This window comes from Streptomyces sp. NPDC048643, from assembly GCF_040650615.1.
Lineage (GTDB): Bacteria > Actinomycetota > Actinomycetes > Streptomycetales > Streptomycetaceae > Streptomyces.
The window spans coordinates 27,773-42,316 of sequence record NZ_JBEZHO010000004.1 but is presented as its reverse complement, the minus strand read 5'-3'; the positions used below and the strand labels follow the sequence as shown (position 1 = coordinate 42,316).

The window sequence follows — 14,544 nt, the reverse complement described above, 5'->3', positions numbered from 1 at the left end:
GTCACTCGCCTCCCTGGCGGCGCAGCGAACTGTCCGCGTCCGGGCGGCGCAGCGCCATGAACGCCGTGATGGCCAGCGGTGTCACGGCGACGCCCGCCAGCAGCACGGCGATGTGCGGCAGCGGGAGCCGCACCAGGACCGCGGGGACCGGACGGGTGGCCTCCGAGGTCAGGACGATCAGGGGGACCACCGCGCGGGTCAGTACCGTGCCCAGCGCCACCCCCACGACGAGAGCCAGGCCCACCAGGACGCCCTGTTCGGCGGCGATCAGCCGGGCCAGCTGGCGGCGCGGCGCGCCCAGCGCCCTGAGCACCGCGAACTCGTCCCGGCGCTCGCGCAGCGAACCGGCCGTGCTCACCGCGAACCCGACCGCGGCCAGCGCCGCCGCGACGACGGCGGCCGCCGCGAACGCGGCCTCGGGGCCCGCCCCGAACGGGTCGTCGCGCAGCCGGTCGGCGACCTCGTCCCGCACGACGACCTGGGACGGTTCGGTGCCGGGCAGCTTCCGCAGCGCCGCCGCGACCCGCGCCGCGTCGCCCGGCGCGGTGTCCAGCCACCACTCGGTGGGCGGCACGCTCTGCCCCTGGCGCGCCTGCAACACCCGGTTCACGGCGCGCAGATCGACCAGCAGCGCCCCGCCGTCGCCGTCAACGCCGTCGGCCTCCGAGGTGGTCGGCAGGGCCCGTACGGTGTCCACGATCGTCACCCGGACCGTCTCGCCCGCGAAGGGCACGTCCAGCTGCTGCCCCTTCCGCGCGCCCGCCGCCTTCAGGAAGCGGTCGGTCGCGACCGCCCTGACCTCGGGAACGGCCGACCGGTCCGGGTGCAGACGGACCGTCACCGAAGTGACCTGCCAGGCCAGGTCGGCGGGCACGTAACCGGTGCCGTAGCGGACGGACAGTGCCTCGGCGGAGGACGCCACCAGCTTCGGGCGCGTGGGCCGCGTGGCGTCGTCCGGCGCCGCCGCCGTGCTGCTGGTCTGCGAGTCGGCCTTCCAGTCGGCCGGCAGCGCGAGCCGCCGCCGCGCCCCGCCGGCGTCGCTGACGCTCAACTCCCGCAGGTCCAGCCGGTGTCGCTGGGCCGTGTCGACGGGCTGGGCCATGTCCAGCTGGACGCCGGTCAAGGTCAGGGGTCCCGTCGCGAGGTCGAGCGACAGGGCGTGAGGCCGTCCGTCGGCGGGGAGTTGACCGATCCGCTCGGTGTACGGCGTCCCGAAGCGGTCCTCCAGCGTCGCCGACACGTCCACCTCCACGCGGGCGTTCGAGCTGCGCAGCCGCATCACCAGACCGAGTCGCGTCGAGCCCTTCGGGATCGCGACCCCTTCGGCGGCCCCCTTCGCCGCGAGCTCCTTCAGCAGGGGTCCCGACGGCCGTGCGGCCAGGTCCGTGCGGAGCAGCATCCCGTCCGCGGCGTGCGCGGTGTCCAGCGCGAGGACCGCCGCAGTGCGGCCGCCCGACAGCGGCAGGGTCGTCCGGAGGGCGGGCGCCGCCGCGCGGACGCCCGGGAACGCGGTGAAGACGGCCGCCTCGCCCGGCCCGGCGTCGCTGTCCCCGGTCACGCGCACCGACGTGCCCGCGCGGAAGTCCGCCTGGTCATCCTGCGAGCGGTTCCAGGAGGCGCCCTGGCCGATGGCGAGCATGCCCATCGCCACGGCCAGGACCAGCAGCAGGACCGGTCCCGCGCCGCGCATCGGGCGCCGGCTGAGCTGCCAGCCCGCGAGCGCCGCGGGCAGCCCGCGGCCGCTCGCCGCCCGGTGCTCGGCGAGCCGGGCCACGGGCGGCAGCAGCCGCAGGGTGAGCACGGTCCCGGCGAGCAGCGCGAGGGCGGGCGCCGCCACCAGGAGCGGATCGATGCCGAGCGAACGCACGCCGGTTCCCCCGGTGGCCCCCGACGCGGCGGAACCTCCGGTCAGAGCGCCGGAGGTCTGCCGGTCCAGCTGCCAGTAGGCGACGGCGGCGATCACCAGCAGGCCGACGTCGGCGCCCGCGCGCACCGGAGCCGGCAGCGCCCGGGCCCGCCCCGCGGGCCCGTCGCCCGAGGTGAGCGCCGGCAGGGTCACCGCGAGGGCGCATCCCAGCGCCACTCCCGCGCCGACGAGCCACACCCCGCCCCGTTCCTGGGCGACGTCCAGGCGCAGCCCGATGCGGGCCAGCGCCCCCTGCCCGGCGAGCAGCCGGGTCAGCGGGCCCGCGACGAGCGGCGCGCACAGGGCCGCCGGTACGGCCAGCAGCAGCGCCTCCAGGGCGGCGAGCCCGGCGATCCGCCGACGGGAGGCTCCCCGCGCCCGCAACACCCGCGTCTCGCCCGCCCGTTCGGCGCTCAGCAGCCGGGCGACCAGCAGCAGCGCGTATCCGGCCAGGAGCGCCAGTTGCAGGGCGACGATGAGCAGGGTGGAGCGCGACACGAGCAGCGAACGCTCCACACCGTCCAGGATCTCGGGCAGCGAGGTCGTCACGGCGGTCGCCCCGCTCAGCGCGTGGTCCTTGCGCAGGGCCGACTGCCCGACCCGCGCGGTGTTCCGCAGGGCCTCGATGCCGTCGGGCGAGAGCGTCGAGAAGTCCGCGGACGCCTGCCACGCGGACTCCCCGGCGCTGACCCGGCCGCCGGTCAGGACGGTGGGATCGGTGAGGAGCGGACCGTACGTCGTGAAGTCGACCTTCTTGATCCCGCGGCCGCCCAGCTCGTCCAGCCGCCAGTAGGGCGCGTCCGCCCGGGCGGGCCGGTACAGCCCGGTGACCCGGACCTCGCGCCTGGGGCCGCCGAGCCGGTCGACCAGGGTGAGGCGCGCGCCCGGCCTCAGACCGAGCCGTTCGGCCGCCGACGCGGGCAGGGCCACCTCGATCGCGGAGCCGCGGGAGCCGCCGGAGCCGGCCGACGGTCCGGGCAGTCGTCCCGCGGTGAGGTCCACCTGGGTGCGGTCGAGGGCGGCGAAGTGGGTGAGGTCGGGATCCCCGGCCCGCGCGGCCGGCTCCTGGAGGGCCCGGGGGAGCGCGTAGGAGCCCGAACGCACCAGCGTGCGCACGGTCACCGGGTATCCGCCGAAGGTGCGCCGGGCCCCCTCGCGGACGGCGCTGTCCGCGGCGGCCCGCTGGTCGGCTGGAAGGTCGGCGCGGACGACGAGCGCGGTGTCCGCGGCGTTGCCCGGGTCCCGGAGCGCGTGGCGCAGCGAGGCGTCGCCGATGGCGGCGGAGTAGGCGGTGAGCGTCGCGAGGACGGCCGTGGTCAGCAGGACCGTGAGCAGCGCCGCGGCCAGCAGAAGACGGTGTGCCCGCGCGCGCAGTAGGACGAACCCCGTCACCCGGCCCCCCGCCGTCGTTCCGGATCTCGGACGAGCGCGATGCTTTCAGAGCGGAGGGCCCGAGGGTAAGCGCTTGTAGACCTGCCTTGACCGGATCGTGACCGGAATCCGACGTCGAACGACCGGAATGCGCCCGTCAGTGACCGGTGATCAGCCCGCCGTGTTCACCATGGAGGCGGCCGCGTACGTCAGGTAGTTCCACAGGGTGTGCTCGTGCTCCTCGGAGAGGCCGAGCTCGTCGACCGCGACGCGCATGTGCCGGATCCACGCGTCGTGCGCGGCCTGGTCGACCTTGAAGGGCGCGTGCCGCATCCGCAGCCGGGGGTGCCCGCGGTTCTCGCTGTACGTCGTCGGGCCGCCCCAGTACTGGATCAGGAACAGCGTGAGCCGCTCCTCGGCCGGGCCCAGGTCCTCCTCCGGATACATGGGCTTCAGCAGCGGATCCTCGGCGACCCCCTCGTAGAAACGGTGCACGAGGCGGCGGAAGGTCTCCTCGCCGCCGACCTGCTCGTAGAAGGTCTGCTCCTGCAACGTGCCGCGCCGAATCTCATTCACGTCCCCCATGCTCTCAGACCGGGTGACCGAGGACCCAGGGCTTAGGACCACGCCCGGGGAGCGCGACGCACGGCGTCCCCCGCGGCGACTTCGGGCGGATCGCGGGGGAGCCGCCGCGCGCGGCCGCTCGCTCCGGGGGCCGTCCGGCAGCACAGTGGAGGTATGGCCGCGCATGCTCTGGAGACCGGACCGGAGGACCTCGCCTGCCGGGCGCGGGCGGCCCTCGTGCGCGAGATCGACCGGAGCGGGGCCTTCGCCGCCGACCCGGCCTGGCGGGAGGCCTTCGAGGCCGTGCCGCGCCACCTCTTCGTGCCCTTCTACTACGTCGGCGGCGCAGCCGGCACGGGCGGCTTCGAGCGGGTGTGGAGCGAGGACCCGGACCCGCGGGCCAGGGACGACTGGCTGCGCGGTGCCTACGAGGACGCCCCGCTCGCGACCCGGGTGCGCGACGGCGAACTCGTCTCCTCCAGCAGCCAGCCGTCGCTGATGGCCAGGATGCTGGCCGAGCTGGACGTACGGGACGGGCACGACGTCCTGGAGATCGGCGCCGGCACCGGCTACAACGCGGCCCTGCTCGCCCACCGGCTCGGCGACTCCCGGGTGACGACGATCGACCTCGACGCGGAGATCACCGAGACCGCGCGCAGGCACCTCGCCCGGGCCGGACACCACCCGGCCGTCGTCACCGGGGACGGCGCCCTCGGGGTGCCCGAACGCGCCCCCTTCGACCGGATCATCGCCACCTGCACGCTCACCACCATCCCGCCCGCCTGGCTGCCCCAGTGCGCGCCCGACGCCCGCATCCTCGCCCCACTGGCCACCGGCCTGATCGCGCTGCGCGTGCGGACCCCGGGGCACGCGGAGGGCACCTTCCTGCACACCCCCGCGTACTTCGTGCCGCTGCGCGGTGACACCTCGCCCGGCCCGCGGCCCGACCGGCTCGGCGGGCTGCCCCGGCGGGCCCGGGGCCAGGACCTGTTCCGCTTCCTGCTGACTCTCACCGAGGGCCGCCTCGACCCCCAGGACGCGTACGCGCTCTGGGAGCGCGAGGGACGGCCCGAGCGCGAGCGGTACGGGGTCACGGTCGGCGACGGTCCGGCCCGCGCCTGGCTGGACGATCCGCGGGGGCCGTACGCCTGGCCGTTGGGGTGAAGGGGCGGGCCCCCGGCGGTGTGGGCCCCAGCTGCGTGAGCCCGGCGGTGTGGGCCCCAGCTGCGTGAGCCCGGCGATCCGAGCCCCCGGACACACCGGACCGGACGGGGTCCCGGACACACGGAGGCGGTGCGCCGGATGCAGGGAAGCGGTGCTCCGGACACTCCGGAACACCGCCTCCGTCACAGCTCTGTCGGACCCTGGAACCGTCGCTCAGCCCCGTCGGATCGTGATCGTCGTCCAGGCGCCCACGTGCACCCGGTCGCCGTCCTGGAGCGGCACCGGCACGAACGGCTGGATGGGCTCCTCGCCGCCGTTGACCGTGGTGCCGTTCGTCGAGTTCTGGTCGACGACCGCCCATCCGCCGTCCGGCTGCTGGACCAGGACCGCGTGCTGGTGCGAGACGCCCGGGTCCTCCGGCGGCACCGACAGGTCGATGTCCGGGGTGTCGCCGGTGGAGTGCCGGCGGCGGCCGATGGTCAGCTGGTTGCCGGTGAGCGGACGCTGCTGCTCGGGCGAGTAGGCGGGCAGGTTCAGGCCCGCGGCCTCGGGTCCCGAACGCTGCATCATCGCCATGAAGTACTCGCGGTCCGGACCGATCGTCGCGCTCCACGACAGCGGCTGCTGTTGCTGCTGCTGGTAGCCGGGACCGGGCGGCGCCTGGGTGGCACCGGGCTGCGGGTAGCCGTAGCCGCCACCGCCCTGACCGGGGCCGCCCTGGCCGCCGGGCGAACCGCCCGTCGGCGGGGGGATCACCCAGTCGTCGTCTCCGCCGAAACCGGGACCGCCGGACTGCGGGCCGCCCTGCTGCGGAGGCCGGCCCTGGGTGAAGGGAGCGGCGGGCTGCTGGGTGAAGGGAGCGCCGGGCTGCTGGGTGTAGGCCTGTTGCGGAGCGCCTTGGCCGCCGGGCGTGGGCCCGGGCGGCGGAACCGGACGCGCCGGGTCGGCACCGTAACCCTGGTCCCCGCCGAAGGCCGGATCTCCGCCGAAGGCCGAGGGGCCGCCGTACTGCTGGCCGGGCGGGCCCGGCGGAATCGGCTCGGCGGGCCGGTTCATCTGCGAGGGCCGCGAGCTCTGGTAGTCGAACGGGTCGTGTCCGGGGCCACCGGGACCCGGACCACCCTGGCCACCGGGCTGCCCCTGCTGCTGGAAGCGCGGCGGGCCGCCCTGGTTGCCGGGGCCGCCCTGGGGACCGGGACCGCCCTGCTGGCCGGGGCCACCCGGGCCGCCGGGGCGAGCGGGGCCGCCGAACGGCGACGGTCCGCCGGGACCGCCCGGCGAGGAGCCGGTGGGACGCGGTGCGGCCGGGGTGTAGGACGTCGCCGTGTTGGTGAGGTAGTTCCACCGGCACTCCTCGCAGAACGGCGCCGCGCCCTCGCGGGGCGTGCGGCACTGCGGGCAGAGCTCGGGCTCGCCGTCCGGCACGGCCGACAGATGGGAGCGGCCTCCCCCCTGCTGCGGCGAACCGGGCGGCGGATAGCCGTATCCGGCGCCGGGGGGCGGCGGGGGCAACGGGGGCACGGCACCGGCCATGCGGTGACCGCAGACCTCGCACCAGTCGTCGGAACCCGACTGGTGTCCGTTCGGGCAGGTCGGCATGTCGGCGCTTCCCCCTCTCCTCTTCCGGTCGTTGTGACCGGGTTTCTCCGCTTCCCCTCGGGAACCGGGCTCGCTACTTCTTTACACGAACAGTCTTTGTGGACCGTGTCTCGAGGGTCATCTCGTCGGCCTCCTCGACCCGGGCCTTCAATCGCACAGTACCTGCAGCGGCGTCGACCACGTCCACCACCTTCGCAAGCAGTTTCGCAGTATCGGCGTTGCCGGACGCACCGGCGAGCTGAACGGCCCGTCCCAGCTTGGCCGTTGCTCCGTCGACATCTCCCGCTTTGCGTAGATCCAGACCTTGTTGGATGACTTGCGCCAGTTCGGCCTGACCCGTGTAGTGCGCGACCTGTGGGTTGATGGACGTCGAGGCGACCATGTCCTCGGTCCACACGGCCCGTACGAGACCCTGTGCGCCGAGGTTCTGCACGCTGCCGTCGGCCTGCGGGATCACCAGGGAGACCCGGGCCGCGAGCATCTCCTGGCCGATGCCCGCCGTCGGCACCCTGACGCAGACGTGGTAGTCGCGGGACTCGTCGCCCCACGAGCCGGTGGGATAGTCGCCCGCGCGGGGGCCCGCCTCGGTGCGACGGTCGGTCAACTCCTCGACCGTGGGCGCCACTTGCTTGACGAACTTGATCTCGGTGCCGACCGGCGTCCAGAGCCGCAGCGCCACGTCGGCGACCTCCTTGCCCATCGCCGTCTCCATCATCTGCGTGAAGTCGGCGGCCAGGGCAGCCGGGTCGGCGACGATGTCGGAGGTGCCGAGCAGCGCCGAGGCGATGCCGGTGACCTCCTTGACCTCCCAGTCGGTGCCCACACCCCGCGCGTCACAGGTGAAGCGCCCGGCACAGGAGTCGAGGGCGGCCCTGAGGTCCTCGGGCGACTCGTGCTCGTTGCGGCCGTCGGTGAGCAGGATGCCGTGCCGGATGGCCACGTCCACCGAGGACAGCAGGCGGTCGGCGAGCCGCAGCCAGGTGCCGATCGCCGTTCCGCCGCCCGAACTGAGCTTGCGCAGCGCCTGCTTGGCCTGGCCGCGGGTGGCCGCGTCGGCGACGGCCAGCCGGCCGTTGCCCGGGTAGACCTCCTTGGCGACGTGCGTGCCGCCGATCACCGCGAAGTGCACGCCGTCGCGCAGCGTGTCGATCGCGGCGGACGTCGCGTCGCGGGCGTTGCGCATCTTGGTCGGCGGGTAGTCCATCGAGCCCGAGCAGTCGACCATGACCACCACCGCGGCGTCCGGGCCCTGACCGGCCGTGTACAGATGCGGCGCGGCGACCGCGGTGCCGACGGTGCCGCCGCCGGTCGCGCTCACCGTGACGATCGCGTTGACCTCACGCCCGCCCTCGGGCAGGTACTCGTTCTGGTACACGTCGACCGAGAACTGCGGCACGTTCGACTTCGAGAAATTGGCCATGCCTTCTCTGTCCCCCTCGCGCCCCCGCCACCGGCGGGGGCCATGACTGTGCGGACCGGTCCCCTTCGGTCCTCGGCCGTCCCCGTCCGTTCGTCGGCCTCAGGCCGATCCTGCCCCCTGGACGGGGGCGGGGAACGGCAGGACGGCCACTGTTACGTTGTCGTGGCCCCCGCCGTCCAGTGCGTGGCCGACCAGGACCTGTGCGCTGTGCAGCGGCCGCTCGGCGGCGTCGAGGGGCACGGCCCGGGCCATGTCCTCGGCCGCCTCCGCGTAGTTCCACAGCCCGTCGGTGCAGACCACGACCACACCCGGCCGGTCCGGTTTGAAGGACGCGGTGTGCGGCTCCAGTTCGTAGGCGTCGGCGCCCAGCCAGCCGGTGATCGCGTGGGCGCGCTCGTCGGCGTACGCCTCCGCCTCGTTCATCAGGCCCGCGGCGACCATCTGCGCGGCCCACGAGTCGTCCTCGGTGAGCCGGGCCGGCAGCGAGGTGCGGTCGACGGGAACCCAGTAGGCGCGGCTGTCGCCGACCCAGCCGACGATCAGCAGGGTCGGGGTGACGACGGCGCCGACGATGGTGCAGGCGGGCGCGTTCACGTGCGGGGCGTGGTCGCCCTGCGCGGTGGACGGGTCGGCCAGCGCGTTGACGGCCTCCGCCGCCACGACGATCGCCTCGTGCATGGCCTGCTGGGGGTGCGTGCCGAGCGGCAGGGCCGCCATGAGCGACTCGCTCGCCGCGCGGGACGCCGCGAGGGAGGCCTCGTCGGGGCGGGTCGCGGAGGAGACGCCGTCGCAGACGATCGCCACGACGGCGGGAGAGCCGTCGGGCAGCGCGGTCGAGGAGATCGCGAACGCGTCCTCGTTGCGGTGGTGACGCAGACCGCGGTCGCTGACCGCGGCGACCGCGCCCAACTCCTGCTCCATGTGGTCCCGTTCCCGTGGCTGCGCGTGGCCGCAGTTCTCGCAGTACCCGTCGGTGTCGACCTGGCCGGACCGGCACGCCACGCAGGTCTTGCCGCCCGCGGGGGGCGCCGGCAGGTCGGCGGTGCGGGGATCGGCGGGAACCGCCGGCGCTCCGGGGGCGGCCGGGACGCTCTCGGCGGTCGGCGGGGCGAGCGGGTACTCGTCCGGCTCCGCGGGCCGGTCGAACCGTACGCCCGACGGATGATCGCCGTGCGGGTGCTCGGGGTGCGGGAGTTCGGAACCGCCGGAGTCGGTGCCCCGGATGTCGGCGGCGCGGTGCACCGGCGCGGGCACGTCGGAGGTGTCGACCTCCGGCGCCACGGGCCAGTCCACGGAAGGCGCCGCCGGAGCCGCCGGCGCGGGTGGTGCCGCCGGTGCCGCCGAGGGGGCGCCCGCCGCGGCACCGTTGATGGCGATCGTGGGGTGGTCCTGCGGCGGTGTCGGCACCGTCGAGAGGTCGTAGCCGCACGCACCGCAGAAACGGTCACCCGCCTCCAGCGGCTCCTCGCAACTGGGGCACCGCGAAAGGGCCGTGGGCTGGGGCATCTGGGACATCAATCACACCCACGTCCGGGGGCGGTAACGGTTTGCACGTTCCACCAGGTCGATCCTCTCCTCGCCGCCCCGCGCGAGCCGGGCCAGCGTCCGGTACGAACGTTCGAGGCCGAAACGGAGGCCGCGTTCGTCCAACGCGCTGCCGAGCAGCACATGTCCGCCTCCGGAGGCCGGAGCGGAACCCTGGCTACCGGAGAGTACCCAGTCCAGGGCGCAACCGAGGACCTCCGTCGACAACTGCTCGCGTCGCACCGCGTCGAGACCGAACCCGTCGAGCGCCTCGACCTGCCCCGCGGCGGCCGTCAGGTCGTCCAGGAACGGCGGTGCGGCGGCGTCCGCGACCGGGCGCTGCCGCAGCCGCGCCCGCACGGCGGCGACCCGCGCCGCCGTGTAGTGGATCGACGACTCCGGTACGGACTCCAGGGTGCGGACGGCGGCACGGCGGTCCCCGGCGGCGAGCTGCACGCGGGCCAGGCCGAACGCCGCGCTCACATAACCGGGGTCCGTCGTCCACACCAGGCGGTAGTACTCCGCGGCGTTGTCCAGCTGGCCGAGCACCTCCGCGCACAGACCGAGGGCCAGCTTCGGCGCGGGCTCGCCGGGGAAGGCGTCGTACACGGCGTCGAAGGACAGGGCCGCGATCTCGTTCCCGCCCGACGCGAGCGCCGTGACACCGCGGTACCAGACCACCCGCCAGTCGTCCGGGTGGTCCGACTCCAGCGCCTCCACCCCGTGGTGCGCGGCCGCCACCTCGCCCATCTCCAGGCGGGCCCGCAGCTCGCGCAGCCGCAGCTCCGGCGAGCCGGCCGGAGCCGCGTGCAGCGCGGCGATCAGCTCGGCGGGCGCCGAGGCGATGAGTCCCGCGAGGAAACCGGCGTTCGGGTCGCCCGGGTCCACCCGCGGAACGGGCAGCGCGAGCGCGGCGGCCGCCGCGGGCACGGGCTTGACCAGCGTGGGGGAGTCCGGAGGCGGAGGCAGGGGTGCCGCGCCGTTCGCGCCCGCGGGCAGCCGGGGCGCGGCCTTCCTCCCGCGGACGGGCACCACCCGGGCCCCGAGCCGCGACACGTCCTCGGCCACCGTCCCGAACAGCTCCGTGTCGGTGACCTTCGTCTCCGGCCCGAACAGCGTCGACAGCGCGGGCCGTGCCCGCCCCGTCTGGAGGGACACCACCTCGCGCAGCACGCCGGTCAGCTGCTCGGCCATCTCCTGCGCCGACGCGAACCGGCGCGCGGGGTCCGGGTCGGTGGCACGGACCAGGAGCCGGTAGAACGACTCGTACTGGCGGAAGACCTCGATGTGGCCGGGGTCGGGCAGGGAGTCCACGAAGACGTTCGTGTAGCCCTGGAAGTCGAAGGTGAGGACCGCGAGCGTCCGCGCGACCGTGTAGAGGTCGGAGGCGACGGAGGGGCCCACCTCGGCGACCTCGGGCGCCTGGTAGCCCACCGTGCCGTAGATGGCCGACTCGTCGTCGTCCATGCGGCGCACCGCGCCCATGTCGATCAGCTTGAGCTGGTCCTCGGTCTGGATCGCGTTGTCGACCTTGAAGTCGCAGTACAGCAGGTTGCGGCTGTGCAGATGGCCGAGGGCCTCCAGCGCCTCGATGCCGTACGCGCAGGCCTGTTCCACCGGCAGCGGGTCCCGCTTGCCGTCCACCGTCCGGCGTCCGTTGGCGATCTCCTTCAGCGACTTGCCGCCGACGTACTCCATGACGATGTACCCGTCCAGCGAACCCGTCCGCTGGTCGAGGTGCTCGACGAAGTTGTAGATCCGCACGATGTTGGCGTGCTCGATCTCCGCGAGGAAGCGCCGCTCGGAGATCGCCGCCGCCATCGCGTCCTGGTCGCCCGTGTCGAGCAGCCCCTTGAGGACCACCCAGCGGTCGGAGACCGCGCGGTCCACGGCGAGGTACACCCAGCCGAGCCCGCCGTGCGCGAGACAGCCCGCCACCTCGTACTGGCCGTGCACGATGTCACCGGTCCGGAGCTTCGGCACGAACGAGTACGGGTGGCCGCACTTCGTGCAGAAGCCCTCGGTGCGGCCGGGCCGGTCACCGCGTGAACGCCCCACCGGCGCACCGCAGTCGGAGCGCGAGCAGAACCGCTTGCGCTCGGGGACCTCCGGGTTCTCCTGCACCATCTCGCGCGGATCGGGACGCGGCACGCCCGGGACCTCGACGAGGCCCGCGCCGAGCCGGCCCCGGCCGGAGGAACCCGCCGTCGAACCGGAGCTGCGCACCGACACCGAACGGCCCGTCGAACCGCCGGACAGCGACCGCGACAGCCGGCCGGACACCGAGCGCCGCGACTGCGAGGAGCGCGACGACGTCCGCGAGCTGGCCCGCGAACTCCCGCGCACACTCCCGCTGGTGGAACCTCGCGAGGCGCTCCCGCCCGCCGTCACCCCCGTCGGAGGCGAGTTCACCGTCCCCTTCGCGGACACGACCGGGGCGAGCCCGCACGTGTCGCAGTACAGCTCGCCACCGCCCATGTCCTCGTACGACCCCTCACAACCGGGCCGCTGGCATCTCTGTCGTTCACCCACAGCGTGCTCACTCACGCCGCACCCCCTTCCCCGCTCACGCGTCGGGCCCCCTGTGCTCCGCCCGGTCCTGCGGTCCGCCCTGCTCCGGCACCCGCGGGCTCAGCGCCTCCGCGGCCGCCCGTTGATACCGCAGCACCGCCTCCTCCGCCACCCGGAGATCGCAGGGAGCGCTCCACAGCATGCGCCGGGCCGCGTCGTAGCGCTCCACGAGGAACGGGTCCTCGGCGAAGCCGAGACGTGCGACCTTCGCCTTGTAGGCGTCGAGCCGGCCGCGCAGCTCCGCGCGGATCGCGAGCGGCGCGGTGACCGCCGTCAACGACTCGCGGGCGCGCAGCAGTTCGTCCTCCGCCTTCTCCTCCAGCGCCTCCAGCAGCGGTGACAGGCGGTGCCACTGCGCGTGCCTGCGGTACTCCGCGGCCGCCGCCAGCTGCTCCTGCAACGCCGTCGGCGGACCGCTCACGGCGGGCACCTCCGACGCGGCGATCTTCGCGAGCACCTCGCCGCGGGCACTGCGGGCCTCGGCGAGCGTGCGGTCCGCCCGGCTGAGCACGTCCCGAAGCTTCATCAGCCGTGCCTCCGCGTCCTGGCGCACGGTGAGCACCGCGTCGATCTCGCGGCGCACCTCCTCCAGGGCGCGCGCCTCACGGTCGTACGCCGTCGTGTCCGGCCGGCCGCCGCCGGGGGCCGAACTCCCCTGTGTCGGCGCCCAGAAGGCCAGCGGGTCGGAGATGACCTGCTCGCGCAGGGTGGTCAGCGTGCGGGTGATCCGCTCCAGGTCGTCGCCCGAGGGATGCTCGCCGGGGCGCACGCCCACGGAGTGCGCGAGCCGGCGGGTGCGCTGGAGCTCCGCGGCCAGTAAATCGATCCGGGCGGGCAGCGCGGACCACACGGCGTCCGCGCTGACGACCATGTCGAGCGAGGACGCGTACAGCTCGTTCATCCGGTCCACCAGCGCGGCCAGCGTGAACCGCTCGCTGAGCTTGCCGGTGCCGGCCAGCGTCGGCGCGTTCGCCGTGGCCGTGGTGGAACCGGCGACCGTGATGCCCGATCCCCGCAGCAGCTCGGTCAGTTCGACCAGGTCCTCACGGCTGGACCAGCGCCTGCGGGAGCGGATGTCGCGCGCGGAGCGCAGTGCGTCGGTGTACGCGTCGAAGTACGCCCACAACAGGGTGATCGAGGCGTCCGCGGACGCCCAGCGCTCCTTGGTGGTGCCGGTCAGTTCGGCGCCTTCGAGGAGCCTGCGGCCCGCGTGGTCCTGCAGGGCCAGGAGGGAGGTCTCGATGGCCTCGTGCTCGGCGCCGAGGCGCGCCAGCGCACGGTCCGCCTCGTCCCGGTCCAGCACCGGCCCGGGGGGCTCCGTGGCGCCCATCGATCACCTCTCGCTTCCTGTCCGTCCCCCGCGCGCTCGGCGGCGCGCCGGGGCAACTCTCCAGTGGTATCAGGTCGGTTACTTGTACCGGGCGGTGGGCGGTTCCTTCGAGGGGGAGTCGTCCTTGAGGGTCGGCGCGAGCCACTTGTCGTAGGACCGGCGCCAGCCGTCCTTGCGGTAGTCCGCGAGGATCTGGTTGACCCGGCGTACGAGGTCCCCCGACTGCTTCTGCATGGCCACGCCGTAGTACTCGGTGGTGAAGGTGTCGCCCTTCAGCCGGACCGTCGGGTCCTGCGCCGCCTGGCTCGCGGCGAGCGCGCCGTCCGTCACCACCGCGTCCGCCTCACCCAGCTGGAGCCGCACCAGGCAGTCGAGCTGGTTGGGGACGGCGATGACGGTGGCGGACGCGACCATCTTGTCGGTCGTCAGCTTGGCCAGGGCCGTCGATCCCGACGCCGCGCAGATCCTCTTGCCGGCGAGGCTCTTGTCGTACCCCGTGATCGAGGAGCTGTCCGGGGCGAGCACCTGTTGGCCGGTCTTGAAGTAGGGCGCGGAGAAGGCGACGTCCGTCAGCCGGTCGCAGGTGATCGTCATCGTGCGGACCACCATGTCGACCGTGCCGTCCTTGACGGCGGAGATGCGCTGGCTGGTGGGGATGGCGCGGAACTGGACGGCGTCCGGGTCGCCGAGGATGTCCTTGGCGATGGCGTGGACCAGGTCGATGTCGAAGCCCTCCAGGTCGCTGCCGGCCTTCGGGTTGTTCGGGTCGCGGTAGCCCCAGCGGTAGCTGTTCTGGTCGACGCCCACGATCAGCCGCCGGTCCTGGCGCGCCTTGATGGCCTCGATCGTCGGCCCGTCCGCACTCGACGGCGCTGGGCTCTGGTCCTGCGGGTCGGTGCACTTCTCGGCCTTGGCCTGGGTGCCCCGGCCGAGACCCTGCCCGCCGAGACCCGCACCGCCCTCCCCGTGCGCGTCGCTCAGCGGCAGCAGCAGGGCGAAGACGAGCGCGACCGCGCAGGCGACCGCCATCGCGCCCACGCCGCCCCAGCCGCGCAGGCTCGCCCTCAGGCGTCGTGCGATCATCGCCGCTCCCCC

9 protein-coding genes are annotated in these 14,544 nt (G+C 74.3%); 1 reads left to right on the top strand and 8 read right to left on the bottom strand.

Translation table 11 applies throughout. The annotated features are described in order from the left end of the window. Position 1: 1 nt before the first annotated feature. Together AB0C62_RS05495 and AB0C62_RS05490 are read right to left on the bottom strand one after the other, a co-directional pair. Complete coding sequence (locus AB0C62_RS05495; RefSeq protein ID WP_362969795.1) at positions 2-3,298, bottom strand: ABC transporter permease; 3,297 nt, start codon at positions 3,296-3,298, stop codon at positions 2-4. Positions 3,299-3,448: 150 nt separating this feature from the next. Next, the gene (locus AB0C62_RS05490; RefSeq protein ID WP_179165238.1) at positions 3,449-3,862 is read right to left on the bottom strand and encodes a globin; all 414 of its coding nucleotides are present in this window, start codon (positions 3,860-3,862) and stop codon (positions 3,449-3,451) included. A gap of 153 nt (positions 3,863-4,015) precedes the next feature. On the opposite strand from AB0C62_RS05490, the gene AB0C62_RS05485 reads away from it, so the two are divergent. After that, complete coding sequence (locus tag AB0C62_RS05485) at positions 4,016-5,005, top strand: methyltransferase domain-containing protein (protein ID WP_362969792.1); 990 nt, start codon at positions 4,016-4,018, stop codon at positions 5,003-5,005. A 213-nt stretch (positions 5,006-5,218) separates the two neighbouring features. Here AB0C62_RS05485 and AB0C62_RS05480 read toward each other — a convergent pair whose 3' ends face one another. The 6 genes from AB0C62_RS05480 to AB0C62_RS05455 form a co-directional block, all read right to left on the bottom strand. Further along, positions 5,219-6,604 (bottom strand): FHA domain-containing protein, encoded by a 1,386-nt coding sequence (locus AB0C62_RS05480; RefSeq protein WP_362969790.1) that lies wholly within the window; start codon positions 6,602-6,604, stop codon positions 5,219-5,221. Positions 6,605-6,677: 73 nt separating this feature from the next. Beyond that, a complete protein-coding gene (locus tag AB0C62_RS05475; protein ID WP_362969788.1) occupies positions 6,678-8,024 on the bottom strand; it encodes a VWA domain-containing protein in 1,347 nt (448 codons plus the stop codon). Between the two features lie 99 nt (positions 8,025-8,123). Next, entirely contained in the window at positions 8,124-9,539 is a 1,416-nt protein-coding gene (locus AB0C62_RS05470; protein ID WP_362969786.1) for a protein phosphatase 2C domain-containing protein, read from the bottom strand. A gap of 3 nt (positions 9,540-9,542) precedes the next feature. After that, positions 9,543-12,026 (bottom strand): tetratricopeptide repeat protein, encoded by a 2,484-nt coding sequence (locus AB0C62_RS05465; protein ID WP_362969784.1) that lies wholly within the window; start codon positions 12,024-12,026, stop codon positions 9,543-9,545. An 88-nt stretch (positions 12,027-12,114) separates the two neighbouring features. Further along, positions 12,115-13,449 carry a hypothetical protein gene (locus AB0C62_RS05460; protein ID WP_362969782.1) on the bottom strand — a complete coding sequence of 445 codons (1,335 nt, stop codon included), beginning with the start codon at positions 13,447-13,449 and terminating at the stop codon, positions 12,115-12,117. 78 nt (positions 13,450-13,527) lie between these two features. Beyond that, the gene (locus AB0C62_RS05455) at positions 13,528-14,532 is read right to left on the bottom strand and encodes a glutamate ABC transporter substrate-binding protein (RefSeq protein WP_362969780.1); all 1,005 of its coding nucleotides are present in this window, start codon (positions 14,530-14,532) and stop codon (positions 13,528-13,530) included. Positions 14,533-14,544 lie beyond the last annotated feature (12 nt).

Excerpts from the sequence above, each read along its gene's own strand:
- AB0C62_RS05490 (WP_179165238.1), bottom strand. The coding sequence starts at position 3,862 with ATGGGGGACGTGAATGAGATTCGGCGCGGCACGTTGCAGGAGCAGACC.
- AB0C62_RS05485 (WP_362969792.1), top strand. The coding sequence starts at position 4,016 with ATGGCCGCGCATGCTCTGGAGACCGGACCGGAGGACCTCGCCTGCCGG.
- AB0C62_RS05480 (WP_362969790.1), bottom strand. The coding sequence starts at position 6,604 with ATGCCGACCTGCCCGAACGGACACCAGTCGGGTTCCGACGACTGGTGC.
- AB0C62_RS05475 (WP_362969788.1), bottom strand. The coding sequence starts at position 8,024 with ATGGCCAATTTCTCGAAGTCGAACGTGCCGCAGTTCTCGGTCGACGTG.
- AB0C62_RS05470 (WP_362969786.1), bottom strand. The coding sequence starts at position 9,539 with ATGTCCCAGATGCCCCAGCCCACGGCCCTTTCGCGGTGCCCCAGTTGC.
- AB0C62_RS05465 (WP_362969784.1), bottom strand. The coding sequence starts at position 12,026 with ATGGGCGGTGGCGAGCTGTACTGCGACACGTGCGGGCTCGCCCCGGTC.
- AB0C62_RS05460 (WP_362969782.1), bottom strand. The coding sequence starts at position 13,449 with ATGGGCGCCACGGAGCCCCCCGGGCCGGTGCTGGACCGGGACGAGGCG.
- AB0C62_RS05455 (WP_362969780.1), bottom strand. The coding sequence starts at position 14,532 with ATGATCGCACGACGCCTGAGGGCGAGCCTGCGCGGCTGGGGCGGCGTG.